We start from the raw sequence: 14,019 nt of genomic DNA on the forward strand, positions 1-14,019 counted from the left end.
AGGTTGCGCTCAGCCTGGGCGGCGCTCAGGTTGTGGACCGCTCATCGCTGGGCGGCGCGGACGCGTCGACGAGCCGATGCCGGTGAGCGAGGATCACGGCGTGCACACGGTCGCGCGCCCCGATCTTGGCCATCACGCGGCCGACGTGCGTCTTGACCGTGGACTCGCTCAGGAACAGGTGGCCCGCGATCTCGGTGTTGTTCATCCCGCGCGCGATCGCGGTGAACACCTCCCGTTCACGGTGCGTCAGCTCCGTCGTCGGGTCGCCGACCGGGCTCGTGTGCTCCGTCACGGGCGGCGCCGCATGGAGCCGGTCGATGAGCCGCCGTGTGACCGACGGCGCCAGCACGGCGTCGCCCCGATGCACGGCGCGGATCGCCGCGGTGAGCTCCGAGCGGTGCGCATCCTTGAGGAGGAATCCGCTCGCGCCCGCATCGAGCGCCCCCACCGCGTACTCGTCGAGGTCGAACGTGGTGAGCACGAGAACGCGTGTCGACGGGTGCGCGGCGACGATCGACCGGGTGGCCGCGATGCCGTCGGTGCGCGGCATCCGTATGTCCATCAGCACGACATCGGGTGCATGCGCGGCCACCGCACGCAGCGCCTCGTCTCCGTCGGCCGCCTCACCGACCACCTCGACGTCCGGTTCGGCCTCGAGCACCAGGCGGAAGCCGAGTCGGATGAGCTCCTGGTCGTCGACCAGGATGACGCGGATGGGTGTGGTCATGGTGCGTTATCCTCCAGCGCGCCCTCAGCGCCTGCCGGCGCAGGCAGCGGCAGCGGCAGCGAGGCGCGCACGGCCCACCGCCTTCCGTCGGCAGGTCCGGCCTGCAGCGTGCCGCTCACGTGCGCCGCGCGCTCGCGGAGCCCCGGGAGCCCGAACCCCGGGCCGCCTTGCGATTGCGCGGCCTCGGTGCGCGGGCGAACCCCGTCGTTCACGATGTCGAGATCGACGCCGTCCGCCCGCACGGAGATCCGCGCGTCGATCGTGGTGGCGAGGGGAGCGTGCCGCATCGCGTTGGTGAGGGATTCCTGCACGATGCGCGCCACCGCGAAGCGCACCTCCGCCGGCACGTCGTCGAGCCGCGAGGCCGGCGGTGACCGTGTAGACCACCATCAGGGCGGTCGCCGTCGCGAAGGCGATCCAGCAGGACCGGACCGACCGGTAGACCGCGACCGCGTAGATGGCGAAGGCGGGGAGGACATGGGATGCCGGGACGAGGCTCGGCGGCAGGATCACCAGCGGCAGCGCCGCCGCGGCGAAGACGAGGACGGGCCGCGAACGGCGGAATACCAGGGCGACGCAGGCGCCGACGACCACGACGATCGCGTACACCGTCTGCGTCATGGTCGGAAGGACCGGGTATTCGGAGCGGAGCGCGGCAGTGGGTGCTGACAGGAGGAACGCGACCACCGCGACGATCACATCGGCGGATCGCGGATGCCGTGCCCAGAAGCGGCGGAAGACGCCCGGGGGCCGTGGCAGCAGGAGGCCGTCGTCGGCGCCGGAAGCGGCGCCGACGACGGCCTGACTGGCGGTTCGCGGCATTCGGACGACTCTACGCGTCGCGGCCGCGCAGCACCGCCCAGCCGCCCACGAGCGGCACGAGGCCCCACGCGGCCAGGGTGACGAGCGGGACCGCGAGGTCCTCCGCGCCCGGAGCGGTCACCGCGGACGCGGCATTCATCGGGAGGTACTCCGCGAGGTCGGCGATCCAGCTCCAGCTCTCACCGAACATCGAGAACAGGCTGAACACGATGGGAAGCACGAACAGCACGCCGACGGTCACGGCGATGGCACCGGCGCCGTTGCGCAGGATGAACCCGAACCCGAGGCCGATGAGGGTGAAGACCACCATCGAGAGCACGCCCAGCGCGAGCGGCACGATCGACTGCGCAGGCTCCGACCAGTCGAGCCCCTCGGCGAGGAACGGGGCGGTGGCCGCGATCGCGACGGCGTAGGTCACCACGGTCGTCAGCGCGATGAGCACGCTCACCACGACGGCCTTCGCCACGACGACCGCGCCGCGGCGCGGCTCGGCGGTGAGGGTCGAGCGGATCATGCCGGTCGAGTATTCGCCGGTGATGACGATCGCACCGAGGATGCCGGCGACGAGCATGGTGAACTGCGTCGGCGAGAGGATCGCGCTGACAGCGGGGAATCCGCCGCCGAACTGGGCGGACGCCGACGCGATCATCATCGAGATGCCGATCGACAGCACGGCCGTGATCCCGAGCGACCACCACGTCGAGCGGAGCGTCGTGATCTTGATCCACTCGCTGCGCAGCAGGTTCGCGAACGTCAGTCGGTGCGGCGAGGCGGCGCGAGCTCCGGCGTCGGCACGCGTGGCGGGGGCGAGGGCGGTCATGCGATCTCCTTGGAGGTGTACTCGACGGCGTCGCCGGTGAGGGCGAGGTAGGCGTCTTCCAGCGATCCGGTGCGGGAGGTGAGTTCGTGGACGGGAATACCGAGCGACGCGGCGAGGTCGCCGATCGACGCGGCGGTGACGCCCGAGATCTCGGCGACCCCGGGGGACGACGCCGTCACGGTGACGTCGGGGCCTGCGAGGGCGGCGACGAGCTCCGACAGGCGCGGCGACCGCACGACGACGTTGTTGGTGGTCCACGCCCGCACGAGCTCCGACAGCTCGGCATCGGCGAGCACCTGCCCGCGGCCGAGCACGATGACGTGGTCGGCGGTCTGCGCCATCTCGCTCATGAGGTGGCTGGAGAGCAGGACGGTGCGCCCCTCGGCGGCGAGGTGCCGCACGAACTGGCGCACCCACCGCACGCCCTCGGGGTCGAGGCCGTTCACCGGTTCGTCGAGGATGAGTGTGCGCGGATCGCCGAGCAGCGCCGCGGCGATGCCGAGCCGCTGGCCCATGCCGAGCGAGAACTTGCCCGCCCGCTTGCCGGCGACCGACTGGATGCCGGTGAGCTCGATCACCTCGTCGACGCGCGAACGTCCGATGCCGTGGGTGGCGGCCATCGCGCGCAGATGGTTGCGTGCCGAGCGGCCCGTGTGCACGGCCTTCGCGTCGAGCAGGACGCCTACCTCGGTCAGCGGTGAGCGCAGGTGCGCGTAGTTCTGGCCGGCTACGGTCACCGTGCCGGATGTGGGCCGGTCGAGGCCGACGATCATCCGCATGGTGGTCGACTTGCCGGCGCCGTTCGGGCCGAGGAACCCGGTGACCTTCCCCGGCTGCACGGTGAACGACACGTTCGACACCGCGGTCTTGTCTCCGAAGCGCTTCGTGAGCTGCTCTGCAACGATCATGCCCACCACGCTATGAGGCCGCTGTGCCCGCGTGCGTCAGCCTCCGGGATGAACAATCGGCGACGGCGTGGTACCACGGTGCCGAAGACACCGGATGCCTCGACCCACGCGGGGTCGAGGCATCCGGTGGATCGCGACGGCGCTACTGGGCGTCGCGGTCCTGCACGGACAGTGCGCGTTCGACGCCGGCGAGGTTCTCGGCGACGAGGCGGCGCAGGGCGGGAGCGGCGTCGCGGTTCGCTTCGAGCCACGCGCGGGTGGCGCCCTGGAGTGCGACGTCGGCGAGCGGTGCGGGGTAGAGACCCACGATGAGGTACTGGGCGATCTGGTAGGTCCGGGAGTTCCAGATCGGCAGCAGCGCGTCGAAGTAGCGTGCGACGAAGTCGGCGAGCAGTCCGCGGCCGGCCGGGTGCACGAAGCCGAGCGCGGCCGAGCGGACGATCGTGTTGGGCTGGTCGTCGCTGTCGACGAGCGAGGACCACGCCGCTGCCTTCGCCTGCGCCGACGGGAGCGCCGCCTTGGCCTGCGCGGCGAACTCGCCGCCCTTGGCGGTGTTGTCGGCGGCGAGGGCCTCGTCGATGTCGGCGGCCGTCACGACCCCGCCGGCGGCGAGGGACACGAGCAGCTGCCAGGAGAGGTCGGTGTCGATGTCGAGGCCGTCGAACGTCGCCTCGCCGTCGCGCAGCTGACGGACCTTGTCCCACTGGCCAGGGGTGGCCGCGGCGGACGCGAACGCGGTCACGAACTGCAGCTGGCTGTCGCTGCCGGACTCCGCGTCCTGCGCGAGCTGCCACAGCGCGTCGGCGACCTTCGCGCGGGTGATGTCGCGCTTCTCGGGCGCGACGTACGAGTTCGCGGCGAGCTGCAGCTGCGCGAGCGTGGTGCGGACGGTGGTCGACTCGGTCTCGGCGCCGATGTTGCGCAGCACCAGGTCGACGTAGTCGGAAGCGGATGCCTCGGCATCGCGGGTCTGGTCCCACGCGGCACCCCACACCAGCGAGCGGGCGAGCGGGTCGCTGATCTTGCCGAGGTGATCGATCGCGGTCTCAAGCGACTGGTCGTCGAGACGGATCTTCGCGTACGCGAGGTCCTCGTCGTTCAGCAGCACCAGCGCCGGACGCCTGTGTCCCTTGAGCTCGGGCACCTCGGTGAGGTCGCCGTCCACGTCGAGCTCGACGTGGTGCACACGCACCAGCGCCTCGCCCCGCAGCTCGTAGAAGCCGACGCCGAGGCGGTGCGGGCGGATCGTCGGATAGTCCGCGGGAGCGGTCTGCACGATCGCGAAGCGCGTGATGGTGCCGTCGACATCCGTCACGATCTCAGGCGACAGCGTGTTCACGCCCGCCGTCTCCAGCCACTTCTTCGACCACGTCGACAGCTCACGACCGCTGGTGACCTCGAGCTCGGCGAGCAGGTCGCCCACCTCGGTGTTGGACCACTCGTGCTTCTTGAAGTACGCGGCGACACCCGCGAAGAACGCCTCGATGCCCACCCACGCGGCCAGCTGCTTGAGCACCGAGCCGCCCTTGGCGTACGTGATGCCGTCGAAGTTGACCTGCACGTCCTCGAGGTCGTTGATCTGCGCGACCACCGGGTGCGTCGAGGGGAGCTGGTCCTGCCGGTACGCCCAGGTCTTCTCCATCGCGTTGAACGTGGTCCACGCCTCGGTCCACTCGGTCGCCTCGGCGGTGGCGATCGTCGACGCCCACTCCGCGAACGACTCGTTCAGCCACAGGTCGTTCCACCACTTCATGGTGACCAGGTCACCGAACCACATGTGCGCGAGCTCGTGCAGGATCGTGACGACGCGACGCTCCTTGACCGCATCCGTCACCTTCGAGCGGAACACGTACGTCTCGGTGAACGTGACCGCGCCCGCGTTCTCCATCGCCCCGGCGTTGAACTCGGGCACGAACAGCTGGTCGTACTTCGCGAACGGGTAGGCGTAGTCGAACTTCTCCTCGAAGTACGCGAAGCCCTGACGCGTCTTGTCGAAGATGTAATCCGCGTCCAGGAACTGCCACAGGCTCTTGCGGCCGTACACGCCGAGCGGGATGACGCGGCCCGACGCGCTGGTGAGCTCCGAGAACGTGGCCTCGTACGGGCCGGCGATGAGCGCCGTGATGTACGACGAGATGCGGGGAGTCGGCTCGAAGCGCCACGTCGCGGTGCCGTCGCCGTGCTTCTTCGGCTCGGGGGTGGGGGAGTTCGAGACGACCTTCCACGGCTCCGGCGCGGTGACCGTGAACGCGAACGTGGCCTTGAGGTCGGGCTGCTCGAACACCGCGAACACCCGGCGGGAGTCGGGCACCTCGAACTGCGAGTACAGGTAGACCTCGCCGTCGACGGGGTCGACGAAGCGGTGGAGGCCCTCACCCGTGTTCGTGTACAGGCAGTCGGCGTCGATGACGAGCTCGTTGTCGGCCGCGAGGTCGTCGAGCGCGATGCGCGAGTCCGCGAACGCGGTCGCCGGGTCGATGGACCGGCCGTTGAGCGTGATCTCGCGGACCTCGCGGGCGATCAGGTCGATGAACGTCGAAGCACCGGGCGTGGCGGTGAAGCGGACGACGGTGCGCGATCCGAAGACCTCCGCGCCCTTCGTCAGCTCCAGCGCGATCTCGTACGACTGCGTGTCGACGATCGCGCGGCGCTCCTGCGCCTCGATGCGGGTGAGGTTCTCTCCAGGCACTGCTTGGCTCCCATGGGTGAGGATGGCTGAGGATGTCGATAGGCCCGTTGCGCGGACACTCGATCCGGCGGCCGCCACCAGCGCTGCTGGCACCGATGACAACCGTCCCAGCCTATGCCAGCAGCACGGGAAACCACCGATCCCGTGGACGAAAGCACCCGCGGGCGGTGTCAGGATGGAGGGGTGACTTCTCCCGAGCAGCACGTCGTCCCGTTCGCCTCCCCGGCCGCTGCGTCGGGATCCCCCTATGTGGAGCAGCCGGTCGCATACGACGCGATCCTGCTCGCGGGCTTCGGCGGTCCCGAGGGTCAGGACGACGTCATCCCGTTCCTCCGCAACGTCACCCGGGGGCGCGGCATCCCCGACGAGCGCCTCGAAGAGGTCGCGCACCACTACCGCCACTTCGGCGGCGTCAGCCCGATCAACGCGCAGAACCGCGCCCTCAAGGCCGCCCTCGAGGCCGAGCTCTCGCGTCGCGGTCTCGACCTGCCCGTCTACTGGGGAAACCGCAACTGGGCGCCGTACCTAGGCGAGGCGGTGACGGATGCCGCCGCCGCCGGCGACACGCGCCTCCTGGGTCTCGCGACGAGTGCCTACTCGTCGTTCTCGAGCTGCCGTCAGTACCGCGAGGACTTCGCCCGCGTCCTCACCGAGACGGGTCTCGGCGACACGGTGACGATCGACAAGGTGCGGCAGTTCTTCGACCACCCCGGGTTCGTGCAGCCCTTCGTCGACGGCGTGCGCGATGCCGTGGCCGGCTTCCTCTCCGACGGCATCGCGCCCGAGGCCGTGCGGGTGCTGTTCTCGACGCACAGCATCCCGACGGCGGATGCCGAGCGCTCCGGTCCGCGCGAGGGCGACGAGCGGCACCGCGACCTGGGGGAGGGCGGCGCGTACGCCGCTCAGCACCTCGCCGTGGCCGAGGTCGTCATGGCGACCGTGGCCGCGGAGGTCCCCGGCGCGGAGCGCGTCGCGTGGGATCTCGTCTACCAGTCGCGTTCCGGCCCGCCGAGCCAGCCGTGGCTCGAGCCCGACGTCAACGACGTCATCGCCGAGCTCCCCGCGGGCGGCGTGGAGGCCGTCGCGATCGTGCCGCTCGGCTTCATGAGCGACCATATGGAGGTGCTGTGGGACCTCGACACCGAGGCGATGGATGCCGCGGCCGAGGCGGGCATCCGCGCGGTGCGCACGCCGACGCCCGGCGTCGACCCGGTTTTCGTGTCGGGTCTGGTCGACCTCCTCGAGGAGCGCCTGCACGGCACCCCCGTGGGGGAGCGGCCACATGCGACCGACCTCGGACCCTGGTTCGACGTCTGCCGTCCCGCCTGCTGCGAGAACGTGCGCGCGGGCTTCAAGCCGGCCGCCGCCGGCATCGCCCCCTGAGCCGGCGACCCGCCTGAGCGGACCGCTCGCCGCGGGCGCGGCATCCGTCGTCCTCCGCCGTCCCCCCTCTCTAGGATTGAACCCATGCGCATCCACATCGCGACCGATCACGCCGGCCTCGAGTTCTCGACGCAGCTGCAGCATCACCTCGCGGCGGCCGGTCACGAGGTCGTCGACCACGGCCCGATCGAGTACGACCCGCTCGACGACTACCCCGCGTTCTGCATCCGCGCCGCGCAGGCTGTCGTGCGCGACCAGACCGCCGGCATCGATGCACTCGGCGTCGTCTTCGGCGGCTCCGGCAACGGCGAGCAGATCGCCGCTAACAAGGTCGTGGGCGTCCGCGCCGCCCTCGCGTGGAGCATCGCCACGGCTGAGCTCGCCCGCGAGCACAACGACGCGAACGTCATCGCGATCGGCGCACGCCAGCACACGTTCGAGGAGGCCGCGACCTTCATCGACCGCTTCATCGCGACGCCGTTCTCGGGCGAGGAGCGCCACGCCCGCCGCATCGCGCAGCTCGCCGCGTATGAGGAGGACGGCACGCTCGAGCCCGATCCGCGTGCGGTCTCCGGGCAGCCGGACGTCCTGGCCGCCGACGACAGCTCGTTCGACCCCGAAGCCGGCTGAGTCGTGCCCGAGGGGCATTCCGTCCATCGCATCGCCCGACAGTTCGACCGCAACTTCGTGGGCCGCCCCGTGGCGGCGTCGAGCCCCCAGGGGCGCTTCGTCGAGGGCGCGGGGATCCTGAGCGGACGCACCGCGACGTCGGTGCGGGCCGTTGGCAAGCAGATGTTCCTCGAGTTCGACGACGACATCTGGCTGCGCGTGCACCTGGGCATGTACGGCGCGTGGGACTTCGCGGGCGACATCCTGGTCGATCCGACGATCGCCTCAGCCAACGGCCGGATGGGTCAGACGAACCAGCGAGGCACCGACCTCGACGACCCGATCTTCGACGGCGCCGGCGAGAACTCGCTGACCTCGATCGGGGCGCCCCGGCGCACCCGCGTGCACGTGCGCATGTCAGAGCAGACCACGGGGCTCGCCGACGAGGGCGACGAGTGGCCCCCGCCGGTCGTGGGTCAAGTTCGCCTGCGCCTGCTCACCGTCCCCTCGCCCTCTCCCCTCGCTGCCGGCGCGTCGATCGGAGCCTCAGGGCGCGTGGGCCCAGTGACCTGCGCCGACCTGCGCGGTCCGACAGCGTGCGAGCTGCAGACGCCCGACGAGGTCGCAGCGACGATCGCCAAGCTCGGGCCCGACCCGCTCGTCGACGACGTCGCGGAGGGCGAGGAGCGCTTCACCTCCGTCGTGCGCCGCAAGCCGACATCGATCGGGCTCCTGCTCATGGACCAGAACGTCGTCAGCGGCATCGGCAACGTGTACCGCGCCGAATTGCTGTTCCGGGCACGGCAGAATCCTCACACGCCGGGGCGGGACGTCCCGGAGGAGGTCGTCCGCGAGCTCTGGCGGGACTGGGTGCGGCTGCTCGCGATCGGCGTCGAGACGGGCCAGATGATGACGATGGACGATCTCGACCCCGAGGCCTACCGCGCCGCGATGGCGAGTCGCGACGACCGGCACTGGGTCTACCATCGCGCTGGACTCCCGTGCCGGGTGTGCGGCACCGCGATCGTGGTCGAGGAGGCCGCCGGTCGGAAGCTCTACTGGTGCCCGAGCTGCCAGGCATGACCGCGCGGCCGGGTGGCGCAGCCCGCGAATAGGCTGGGCGCATGCGTCAGAACCCGAGCTTCGCGATGTCGGATGTCGGCGAGATCCGCCGGCTCATCGAGCAGAACCCGTGGGTGACGATCGTCTCGTCGACCGAGAACGGGCTCGTCGCCTCGCACTACGCCGTGCTGCTCGACGCGGATCGCGACGACCTCACGATCGTGGGCCACGTCGGCAAGCCGGACGATCTCGTCCACGGCCTCGGCGAGCGTGAGCTGCTCGTGGTCGTGCAGGGTCCGCACGGATACATCTCGCCCGGCTGGTACGGCGACGTGCAGAGCGTCCCCACCTGGAACTTCGTGTCGGCGCACCTCAGCGGCGTCCCGGAGCTGCTGACGCCGGAGGAGAACCTCCAGGTGCTTGAGCGCCTCGTCGCTCGGTTCGAGGGCGGCCTGCCGCAGCCGCGCCTGATGTGGGAGCCGCCGAACGATCCCGAGTACGTGCGACGGCTCGAAAGGGGCACCGTGGGCTTCCGTCTCACGCCGACGAAGGTCGTCGCCAAGCGCAAGCTGAGTCAGAACAAGCCCGACGAGACCGTCGAGACGGTGATCACGGAGCTCGAGGCCGGCGAGAGCCCCTACGCCGACCCACGGCTCCCCGCGGAGATGCGCCGCGATCTCGAGACCCGGAAGGCCGCTCGGTGACGGCGGCGCGCGGCGAGACCGTCGACGTCATCGCGAACGCGCGTCTCACCGGCTCCGACCGCACCGATCCGTTCGGCGCCGACCCGGTCGACGTGCACCTGGCCGAGGGCCTCGTCGTCGACATCGCGCCCGCCGGGGCGCTCCCGCGCCGCGGGCACGTGCTCGACGTCGACGGCGGCTGGGTGGTCCCGGGGCTCTGGGACCACCATGTCCACACCGTGCAGTGGGCGCTCTCGGCCCAGCGGATGGCTCTCGGCGAGGCGTCGTCCGCCGCGCAGGCGGCGAGGCTCATGGGCGCCGCCGATCCGCTTCCCGACGGACGCCGCGTCGGCAGCGGCTTCCGCGATGCGTTCTGGGCCGACACCCCCGACCTCGCCGTGCTCGATGCCGCGACGGGCGAGATTCCGACGTACCTCATCAACGCCGATGTGCACAGCGTGTGGCTCAACTCGGCGGCGCTGCGCCGTGAGGGCTTCGAACCCGACGGCTACGGCATCCTCCGTGAGGAGCCGGCGTTCGAGATCTCGCGCCGGCTCAACGCCGTCGACGCGTCCGTGTCCGACCCGCTCGTCGCGCGCATGGCGCAGGATGCCGCTGCCCGCGGTGTCGTGGGAGTCGTCGACCTCGACATGTCGTGGAACGAGGACGCGTGGGTCAGGCGCCTCGCCGCGGGGTTCGACGCGCTGCGGATCTCGTTCGGGATCTACCCCCAGTTCCTCGACCGCGCGATCGCCGACGGACTCCGGACAGGAGACGTCGCCCGGGGCGCAGCATCCGATCTCGTCCATGTCGGCCCGCTCAAGGTGATCACCGACGGATCGCTCGGCACCCGAACGGCGGCGTGCTCGCACGCCTACCCCGATGATCCGCACAACCACGGCCTGCTCACCGTGGATGTCGCGACGCTCGTCGACCTCATGACCCGAGCGACCGCTGCCGGTCTCGCGTCAGCGATCCACGCCATCGGCGACGTCGCGAACTCGCACGCGCTCGACGCCTTCGCCGCGACCGGGGCGTGGGGCACGATCGAGCACGCGCAGCTCGTCGCGCACGCCGACATCCCGCGGTTCGCGCGGCTGGGCGTCGGCGCGAGCGTCCAGCCCGAGCATGCGCTCGACGACCGCGACCTGACCGACGCGGTGTGGGCGGGCCAGACGGCGCAGCCATATCCGCTGCGGGCTCTCGCCGACTCCGGGGCGAACCTGCTGTTCGGCTCCGACGCGCCCGTCGCGCCGCTCGATCCCTGGGCGGCGATGGCGGCCGCGGTGTTCCGCACCCGCGGGAGCCGCGATCCGTGGCAGCCGGCACAGCGCGTCGACGCGTCGACGGCGCTGGCGGCTTCGACGCGCGGCGGCTCCGCCGAGCCTGCACGCATCGGTCCCGGAGACGTCGCCGACCTCGCGATCTGCGAGCACGACCCCCTCGCTGCCGACGAGCCGAGGCTGCGCGGCATGCGCGTCGCCGCGACGCTGCTGGCGGGACGACTCACCCACGTGGCGTGATCAATCGCAGGTACGGGGGGTCAGCCCCCCTACCTGTTCGGGAGGGCATCGGATGCCCCGACGCCGGGGCCGTCGCGAAGCTGGGAGCATGAGTTCCGAGGGAGACACCGATGACCGCCGCCACCACTGAACCGGCTCCGCTCCAGCCCGTCGCGTCCGGCCCCGCCACCGGGTTCTGGGCATCTTACGGACGATCCTGGGTCCGCACACCGGGCAGCGCGCTGTACCTGCTGGCGGTGTTCGTGCTCGCCATGGTCTCGGTGAGCGTCCTCGCCTCCCTGTTCTGGACTGGCGTCGGGCTGCTGATCCTCGTGATCGGCCTGCCGCTCATCGTGCTGACGCTGCTGATCGCGCGAGGGTTCGGCGTCGCCGACAGGTTCCTGCTGCTGCTGACCGGGCAGCCCGTGATCGCCGAGCCGGAGTGGAATCGCGACACGCCGCAGGCGACCGGCTTCTGGATGACTCTCACCCGCCCGATCCGCAACACGCACTACTGGCTGTACCTCGTGCACGGCATGATCGTGAACCCGATCATCAGCACCATCTCCTTCACCCTCACCGTGGTGTGGCTGAGCGTGGGCCTCGGCGGCCTCACGTACTGGTTCTGGGGACTGTTCCTGCCCCGGAGCTGGAACGGCGACGGCGAATGGGGGCACTACGTCGCCGACTTCATGCCGTGGCTGTTCGGCGGCTGGTCGAGCTGGGCCGTCGAGGTCACGCTCTACCTCATCGCCGGCATCGTCTTCACTTTCACGATGCCGTGGGTGCTCGGCGGCCTCGCGCGCGGTCACCACGCGATCGCGATGGGCATGCTCGGCCGGTGGGAATCGGACGAGCTCGCTGCCGAGGTCCGCGCCGAAGCGGCTGCTCGCGGTGCCGCGGTGCACGCAGAGGACGTCGCCCTGCGCCGCCTCGAGCGCGACATCCACGACGGTCCGCAGCAGCGCCTGGTGCGCCTGCAGATGGATCTCGCCGCCTTGGAGCGCCGCGCGGAGACCGGCGACACGGATGCCGCCGCCGAGCTCGCGCGGGAAGCACGTGGTCACGCGAAGGCGGCGCTGGACGAGCTGCGAGCGCTGTCGAGCGGCGTCGCTCCGCCGCTGCTGCAGGACCGCGGGCTCGCGGCAGCGCTGGACGCCGTCGCGACAGCATCGCCGCTGTGGGTGCAGGTCGAGATCGACCCCGCGATCGACCGCGGAGTGAGCCAGGAGGTGGCGCGGACCGTCTACTTCGTCGTCGCGGAGCTCATGACGAACGCGGTCAAGCACTCCGGCGCCACTGGGGTCACGCTGCGTGCCTCGCTGCGACGCACGGCGACCGGCGCGCCCACGCACCTCGACGTCTGGGTCGTGGACAACGGCCGCGGTGGGGCCGTCATCACCTCCGGTCACGGGCTCGAGGGCCTGCGCGAGCGCGTCGCGGGTCTTCGCGGCGTGCTGGTCGTCACCAGCCCGGTCGGCGGGCCGACCTCGGTCGGCGCGCACATCCCGCTCACGGCCCTGCCATGACCGATCCCTATCCTGAGGGAATGGCCTCTTCGCCCCACTCCGCACCGCTCCGCGTCGTCCTGTTCGAGGATTCCGTCCTGCTGCGCGAGGGCCTCGTCCGGCTCTTCGACGAGGCGGGATACGTCACCGCCGGTGCCTGGGGCGACGCCGACGATGTGGTGGCCCGCGTGCGCGACGCGCGTGCGGACGTGGCGATCCTCGACGTCCGACTGCCTCCGGGTTTCCGTGACGAGGGCATCCGCGCGGCGCTGGCCGTGCGGGCCGCGCTGCCGGCGGTCGGCATCCTCGTTCTCAGCCAGTACGTCGAGGGGGTCTACGCGAAGGAGCTCCTCGCCGGAGGTGAGGGCGGCGTCGGCTATCTGCTGAAGGACCGTGTCACATCCCTGGACGAGTTCACCGACGCCGTCCGCCGCGTCCGCGAGCGAGGGACGGTGCTCGATCCGCTCGTCGTGCAGGGCCTGCTCTCCGCGCGGCCGGATCCGCTCTCCACGCTGACGCCGCGCGAGCGCGATGTGCTCACGCTCATGGCCGAGGGGCGCAGCAACGCGAGCATCGCGGAGCGGCTGTTCGTCGGCGTGGGAGCGGTGGAGAAGAACATCAGCGCGATCTTCGCGAAGCTCGGGCTCGAGGAGTCGGGCACCGAGCACCGCCGGGTCCTCGCGGTCCTCGCCTTTCTGCAGCATCCGTGACATGACGAAGGCCCCCGGGAATCCCGGGGGCCTTCGTCACGAGGTGGCGATCACTCGGCGAGGTGCGCGAAGAGGAACCAGCGGTCCTTCTCGAGCGACTCCTTGATGCCGATCGCGATGTCCTGGCTCGTGAGGTCGAACTCGTCGAGTCCCTCGATCGCGGCCTGCGTGTCGGCGATGACGGTGTCCATGTCGGAGATCACGTTGCGGATGAGCGCGTCCCACTGCGTGAAGCCGGCGGGCACCGCACTCGACGTCTTCTGGGCGACCGTTCCGACGCGGGCGTCGATGGGGAGTCCCAATGCCACGATGCGCTCGGCCGCCTGGTCGGCGCCGGCCTGCGCGTTGGCCACCACGGAGTCCAGCAGCTCGTGGATCGCGATGAAGTTCGCACCGCGCACGTTCCAGTGCGCCTGCTTTCCGTTCACGGCCAGTGCCTGCAGGCCCAAGACGACGGGGGTGAGGAACTGCGCCGTCGCGGCGGCGACGTCGGGGTTCGCCGCGGTTGCGGGGGTGGTCTGGGTGTTCGTCATGTCGCTCGTCTCCATTTTTCGTCCTCCAGTGACTGCAACGCTACTCACGGGGAGTCATTCCGC

13 protein-coding genes are annotated in these 14,019 nt (G+C 70.8%); 7 read left to right on the forward strand and 6 right to left on the reverse strand.

The genetic code is table 11. The features are described from left to right. Nucleotides 1-25 precede the first annotated feature (25 nt). The 5 genes from J2Y46_RS13150 to pepN all read right to left on the reverse strand — a co-directional run bounded on the left by J2Y46_RS13150 (nt 26) and on the right by pepN (nt 5,966). Nucleotides 26-727, reverse strand: a complete 702-nt coding sequence (locus J2Y46_RS13150; protein WP_310242840.1) for a response regulator transcription factor — start codon at nt 725-727, stop codon at nt 26-28. Further along, nucleotides 724-1,074 carry an ATP-binding protein gene (locus J2Y46_RS13155; RefSeq protein ID WP_310242842.1) on the reverse strand — a complete coding sequence of 117 codons (351 nt, stop codon included), beginning with the start codon at nt 1,072-1,074 and terminating at the stop codon, nt 724-726. The genes J2Y46_RS13150 and J2Y46_RS13155 overlap by 4 nt, the downstream gene beginning before the upstream one ends. A gap of 485 nt (nt 1,075-1,559) precedes the next feature. Next, entirely contained in the window at nt 1,560-2,369 is an 810-nt protein-coding gene (locus tag J2Y46_RS13160; RefSeq protein ID WP_310242844.1) for an ABC transporter permease subunit, read from the reverse strand. Beyond that, nucleotides 2,366-3,277: an ABC transporter ATP-binding protein gene (locus tag J2Y46_RS13165; RefSeq protein ID WP_310242845.1), complete on the reverse strand. Its 912-nt coding sequence runs from the start codon at nt 3,275-3,277 to the stop codon at nt 2,366-2,368. Before J2Y46_RS13165 ends, J2Y46_RS13160 begins: the two co-directional genes overlap by 4 nt. A gap of 142 nt (nt 3,278-3,419) precedes the next feature. Continuing rightward, the gene (gene pepN, locus J2Y46_RS13170; RefSeq protein ID WP_310242847.1) at nt 3,420-5,966 is read right to left on the reverse strand and encodes an aminopeptidase N; all 2,547 of its coding nucleotides are present in this window, start codon (nt 5,964-5,966) and stop codon (nt 3,420-3,422) included. Nucleotides 5,967-6,149: 183 nt separating this feature from the next. Here pepN and J2Y46_RS13175 point away from each other — a divergent pair, with 183 nt between their 5' ends. The 7 genes from J2Y46_RS13175 to J2Y46_RS13205 all read left to right on the forward strand — a co-directional run bounded on the left by J2Y46_RS13175 (nt 6,150) and on the right by J2Y46_RS13205 (nt 13,423). Beyond that, nucleotides 6,150-7,349: a ferrochelatase gene (locus J2Y46_RS13175; protein WP_310242849.1), complete on the forward strand. Its 1,200-nt coding sequence runs from the start codon at nt 6,150-6,152 to the stop codon at nt 7,347-7,349. A gap of 84 nt (nt 7,350-7,433) precedes the next feature. Next, nucleotides 7,434-7,979, forward strand: a complete 546-nt coding sequence (locus tag J2Y46_RS13180; protein WP_045302791.1) for a ribose-5-phosphate isomerase — start codon at nt 7,434-7,436, stop codon at nt 7,977-7,979. 3 nt (nt 7,980-7,982) lie between these two features. Beyond that, a complete protein-coding gene (locus J2Y46_RS13185) occupies nt 7,983-9,041 on the forward strand; it encodes an Fpg/Nei family DNA glycosylase (RefSeq protein WP_045302789.1) in 1,059 nt (352 codons plus the stop codon). 41 nt (nt 9,042-9,082) lie between these two features. Continuing rightward, nucleotides 9,083-9,724, forward strand: coding sequence for an FMN-binding negative transcriptional regulator (locus J2Y46_RS13190; RefSeq protein ID WP_045302787.1), 642 nt, complete (start codon nt 9,083-9,085; stop codon nt 9,722-9,724). After that, nucleotides 9,721-11,226, forward strand: a complete 1,506-nt coding sequence (locus J2Y46_RS13195; protein ID WP_310242852.1) for an amidohydrolase family protein — start codon at nt 9,721-9,723, stop codon at nt 11,224-11,226. The genes J2Y46_RS13190 and J2Y46_RS13195 overlap by 4 nt, the downstream gene beginning before the upstream one ends. A 110-nt stretch (nt 11,227-11,336) precedes the next feature. Beyond that, nucleotides 11,337-12,734: a sensor domain-containing protein gene (locus J2Y46_RS13200; protein ID WP_310242854.1), complete on the forward strand. Its 1,398-nt coding sequence runs from the start codon at nt 11,337-11,339 to the stop codon at nt 12,732-12,734. 20 nt (nt 12,735-12,754) lie between these two features. Beyond that, on the forward strand, nt 12,755-13,423 hold the full coding sequence (locus J2Y46_RS13205) for a response regulator transcription factor (protein ID WP_310242856.1): 669 nt from the start codon (nt 12,755-12,757) through the stop codon (nt 13,421-13,423). A 50-nt stretch (nt 13,424-13,473) separates the two neighbouring features. Here J2Y46_RS13205 and J2Y46_RS13210 read toward each other — a convergent pair whose 3' ends face one another. Next, nucleotides 13,474-13,956: a Dps family protein gene (locus tag J2Y46_RS13210; protein WP_045302939.1), complete on the reverse strand. Its 483-nt coding sequence runs from the start codon at nt 13,954-13,956 to the stop codon at nt 13,474-13,476. Nucleotides 13,957-14,019: the final 63 nt, after the last annotated feature.

The sequence above is a fragment of the Microbacterium sp. BE35 genome (assembly GCF_031457705.1).
Classification (GTDB): Bacteria; Actinomycetota; Actinomycetes; order Actinomycetales; family Microbacteriaceae; genus Microbacterium; species Microbacterium trichothecenolyticum.

Bases quoted from the DNA above. Each gene is read 5' to 3' on its own strand.
- J2Y46_RS13150 (WP_310242840.1), bottom strand. From the start codon at position 727: ATGACCACACCCATCCGCGTCATCCTGGTCGACGACCAGGAGCTCATC.
- J2Y46_RS13160 (WP_310242844.1), bottom strand. From the start codon at position 2,369: ATGACCGCCCTCGCCCCCGCCACGCGTGCCGACGCCGGAGCTCGCGCC.
- J2Y46_RS13165 (WP_310242845.1), bottom strand. From the start codon at position 3,277: ATGATCGTTGCAGAGCAGCTCACGAAGCGCTTCGGAGACAAGACCGCG.
- J2Y46_RS13180 (WP_045302791.1), top strand. From the start codon at position 7,434: ATGCGCATCCACATCGCGACCGATCACGCCGGCCTCGAGTTCTCGACG.
- J2Y46_RS13190 (WP_045302787.1), top strand. From the start codon at position 9,083: ATGCGTCAGAACCCGAGCTTCGCGATGTCGGATGTCGGCGAGATCCGC.
- J2Y46_RS13200 (WP_310242854.1), top strand. From the start codon at position 11,337: ATGACCGCCGCCACCACTGAACCGGCTCCGCTCCAGCCCGTCGCGTCC.
- J2Y46_RS13205 (WP_310242856.1), top strand. From the start codon at position 12,755: ATGGCCTCTTCGCCCCACTCCGCACCGCTCCGCGTCGTCCTGTTCGAG.
- J2Y46_RS13210 (WP_045302939.1), bottom strand. From the start codon at position 13,956: ATGACGAACACCCAGACCACCCCCGCAACCGCGGCGAACCCCGACGTC.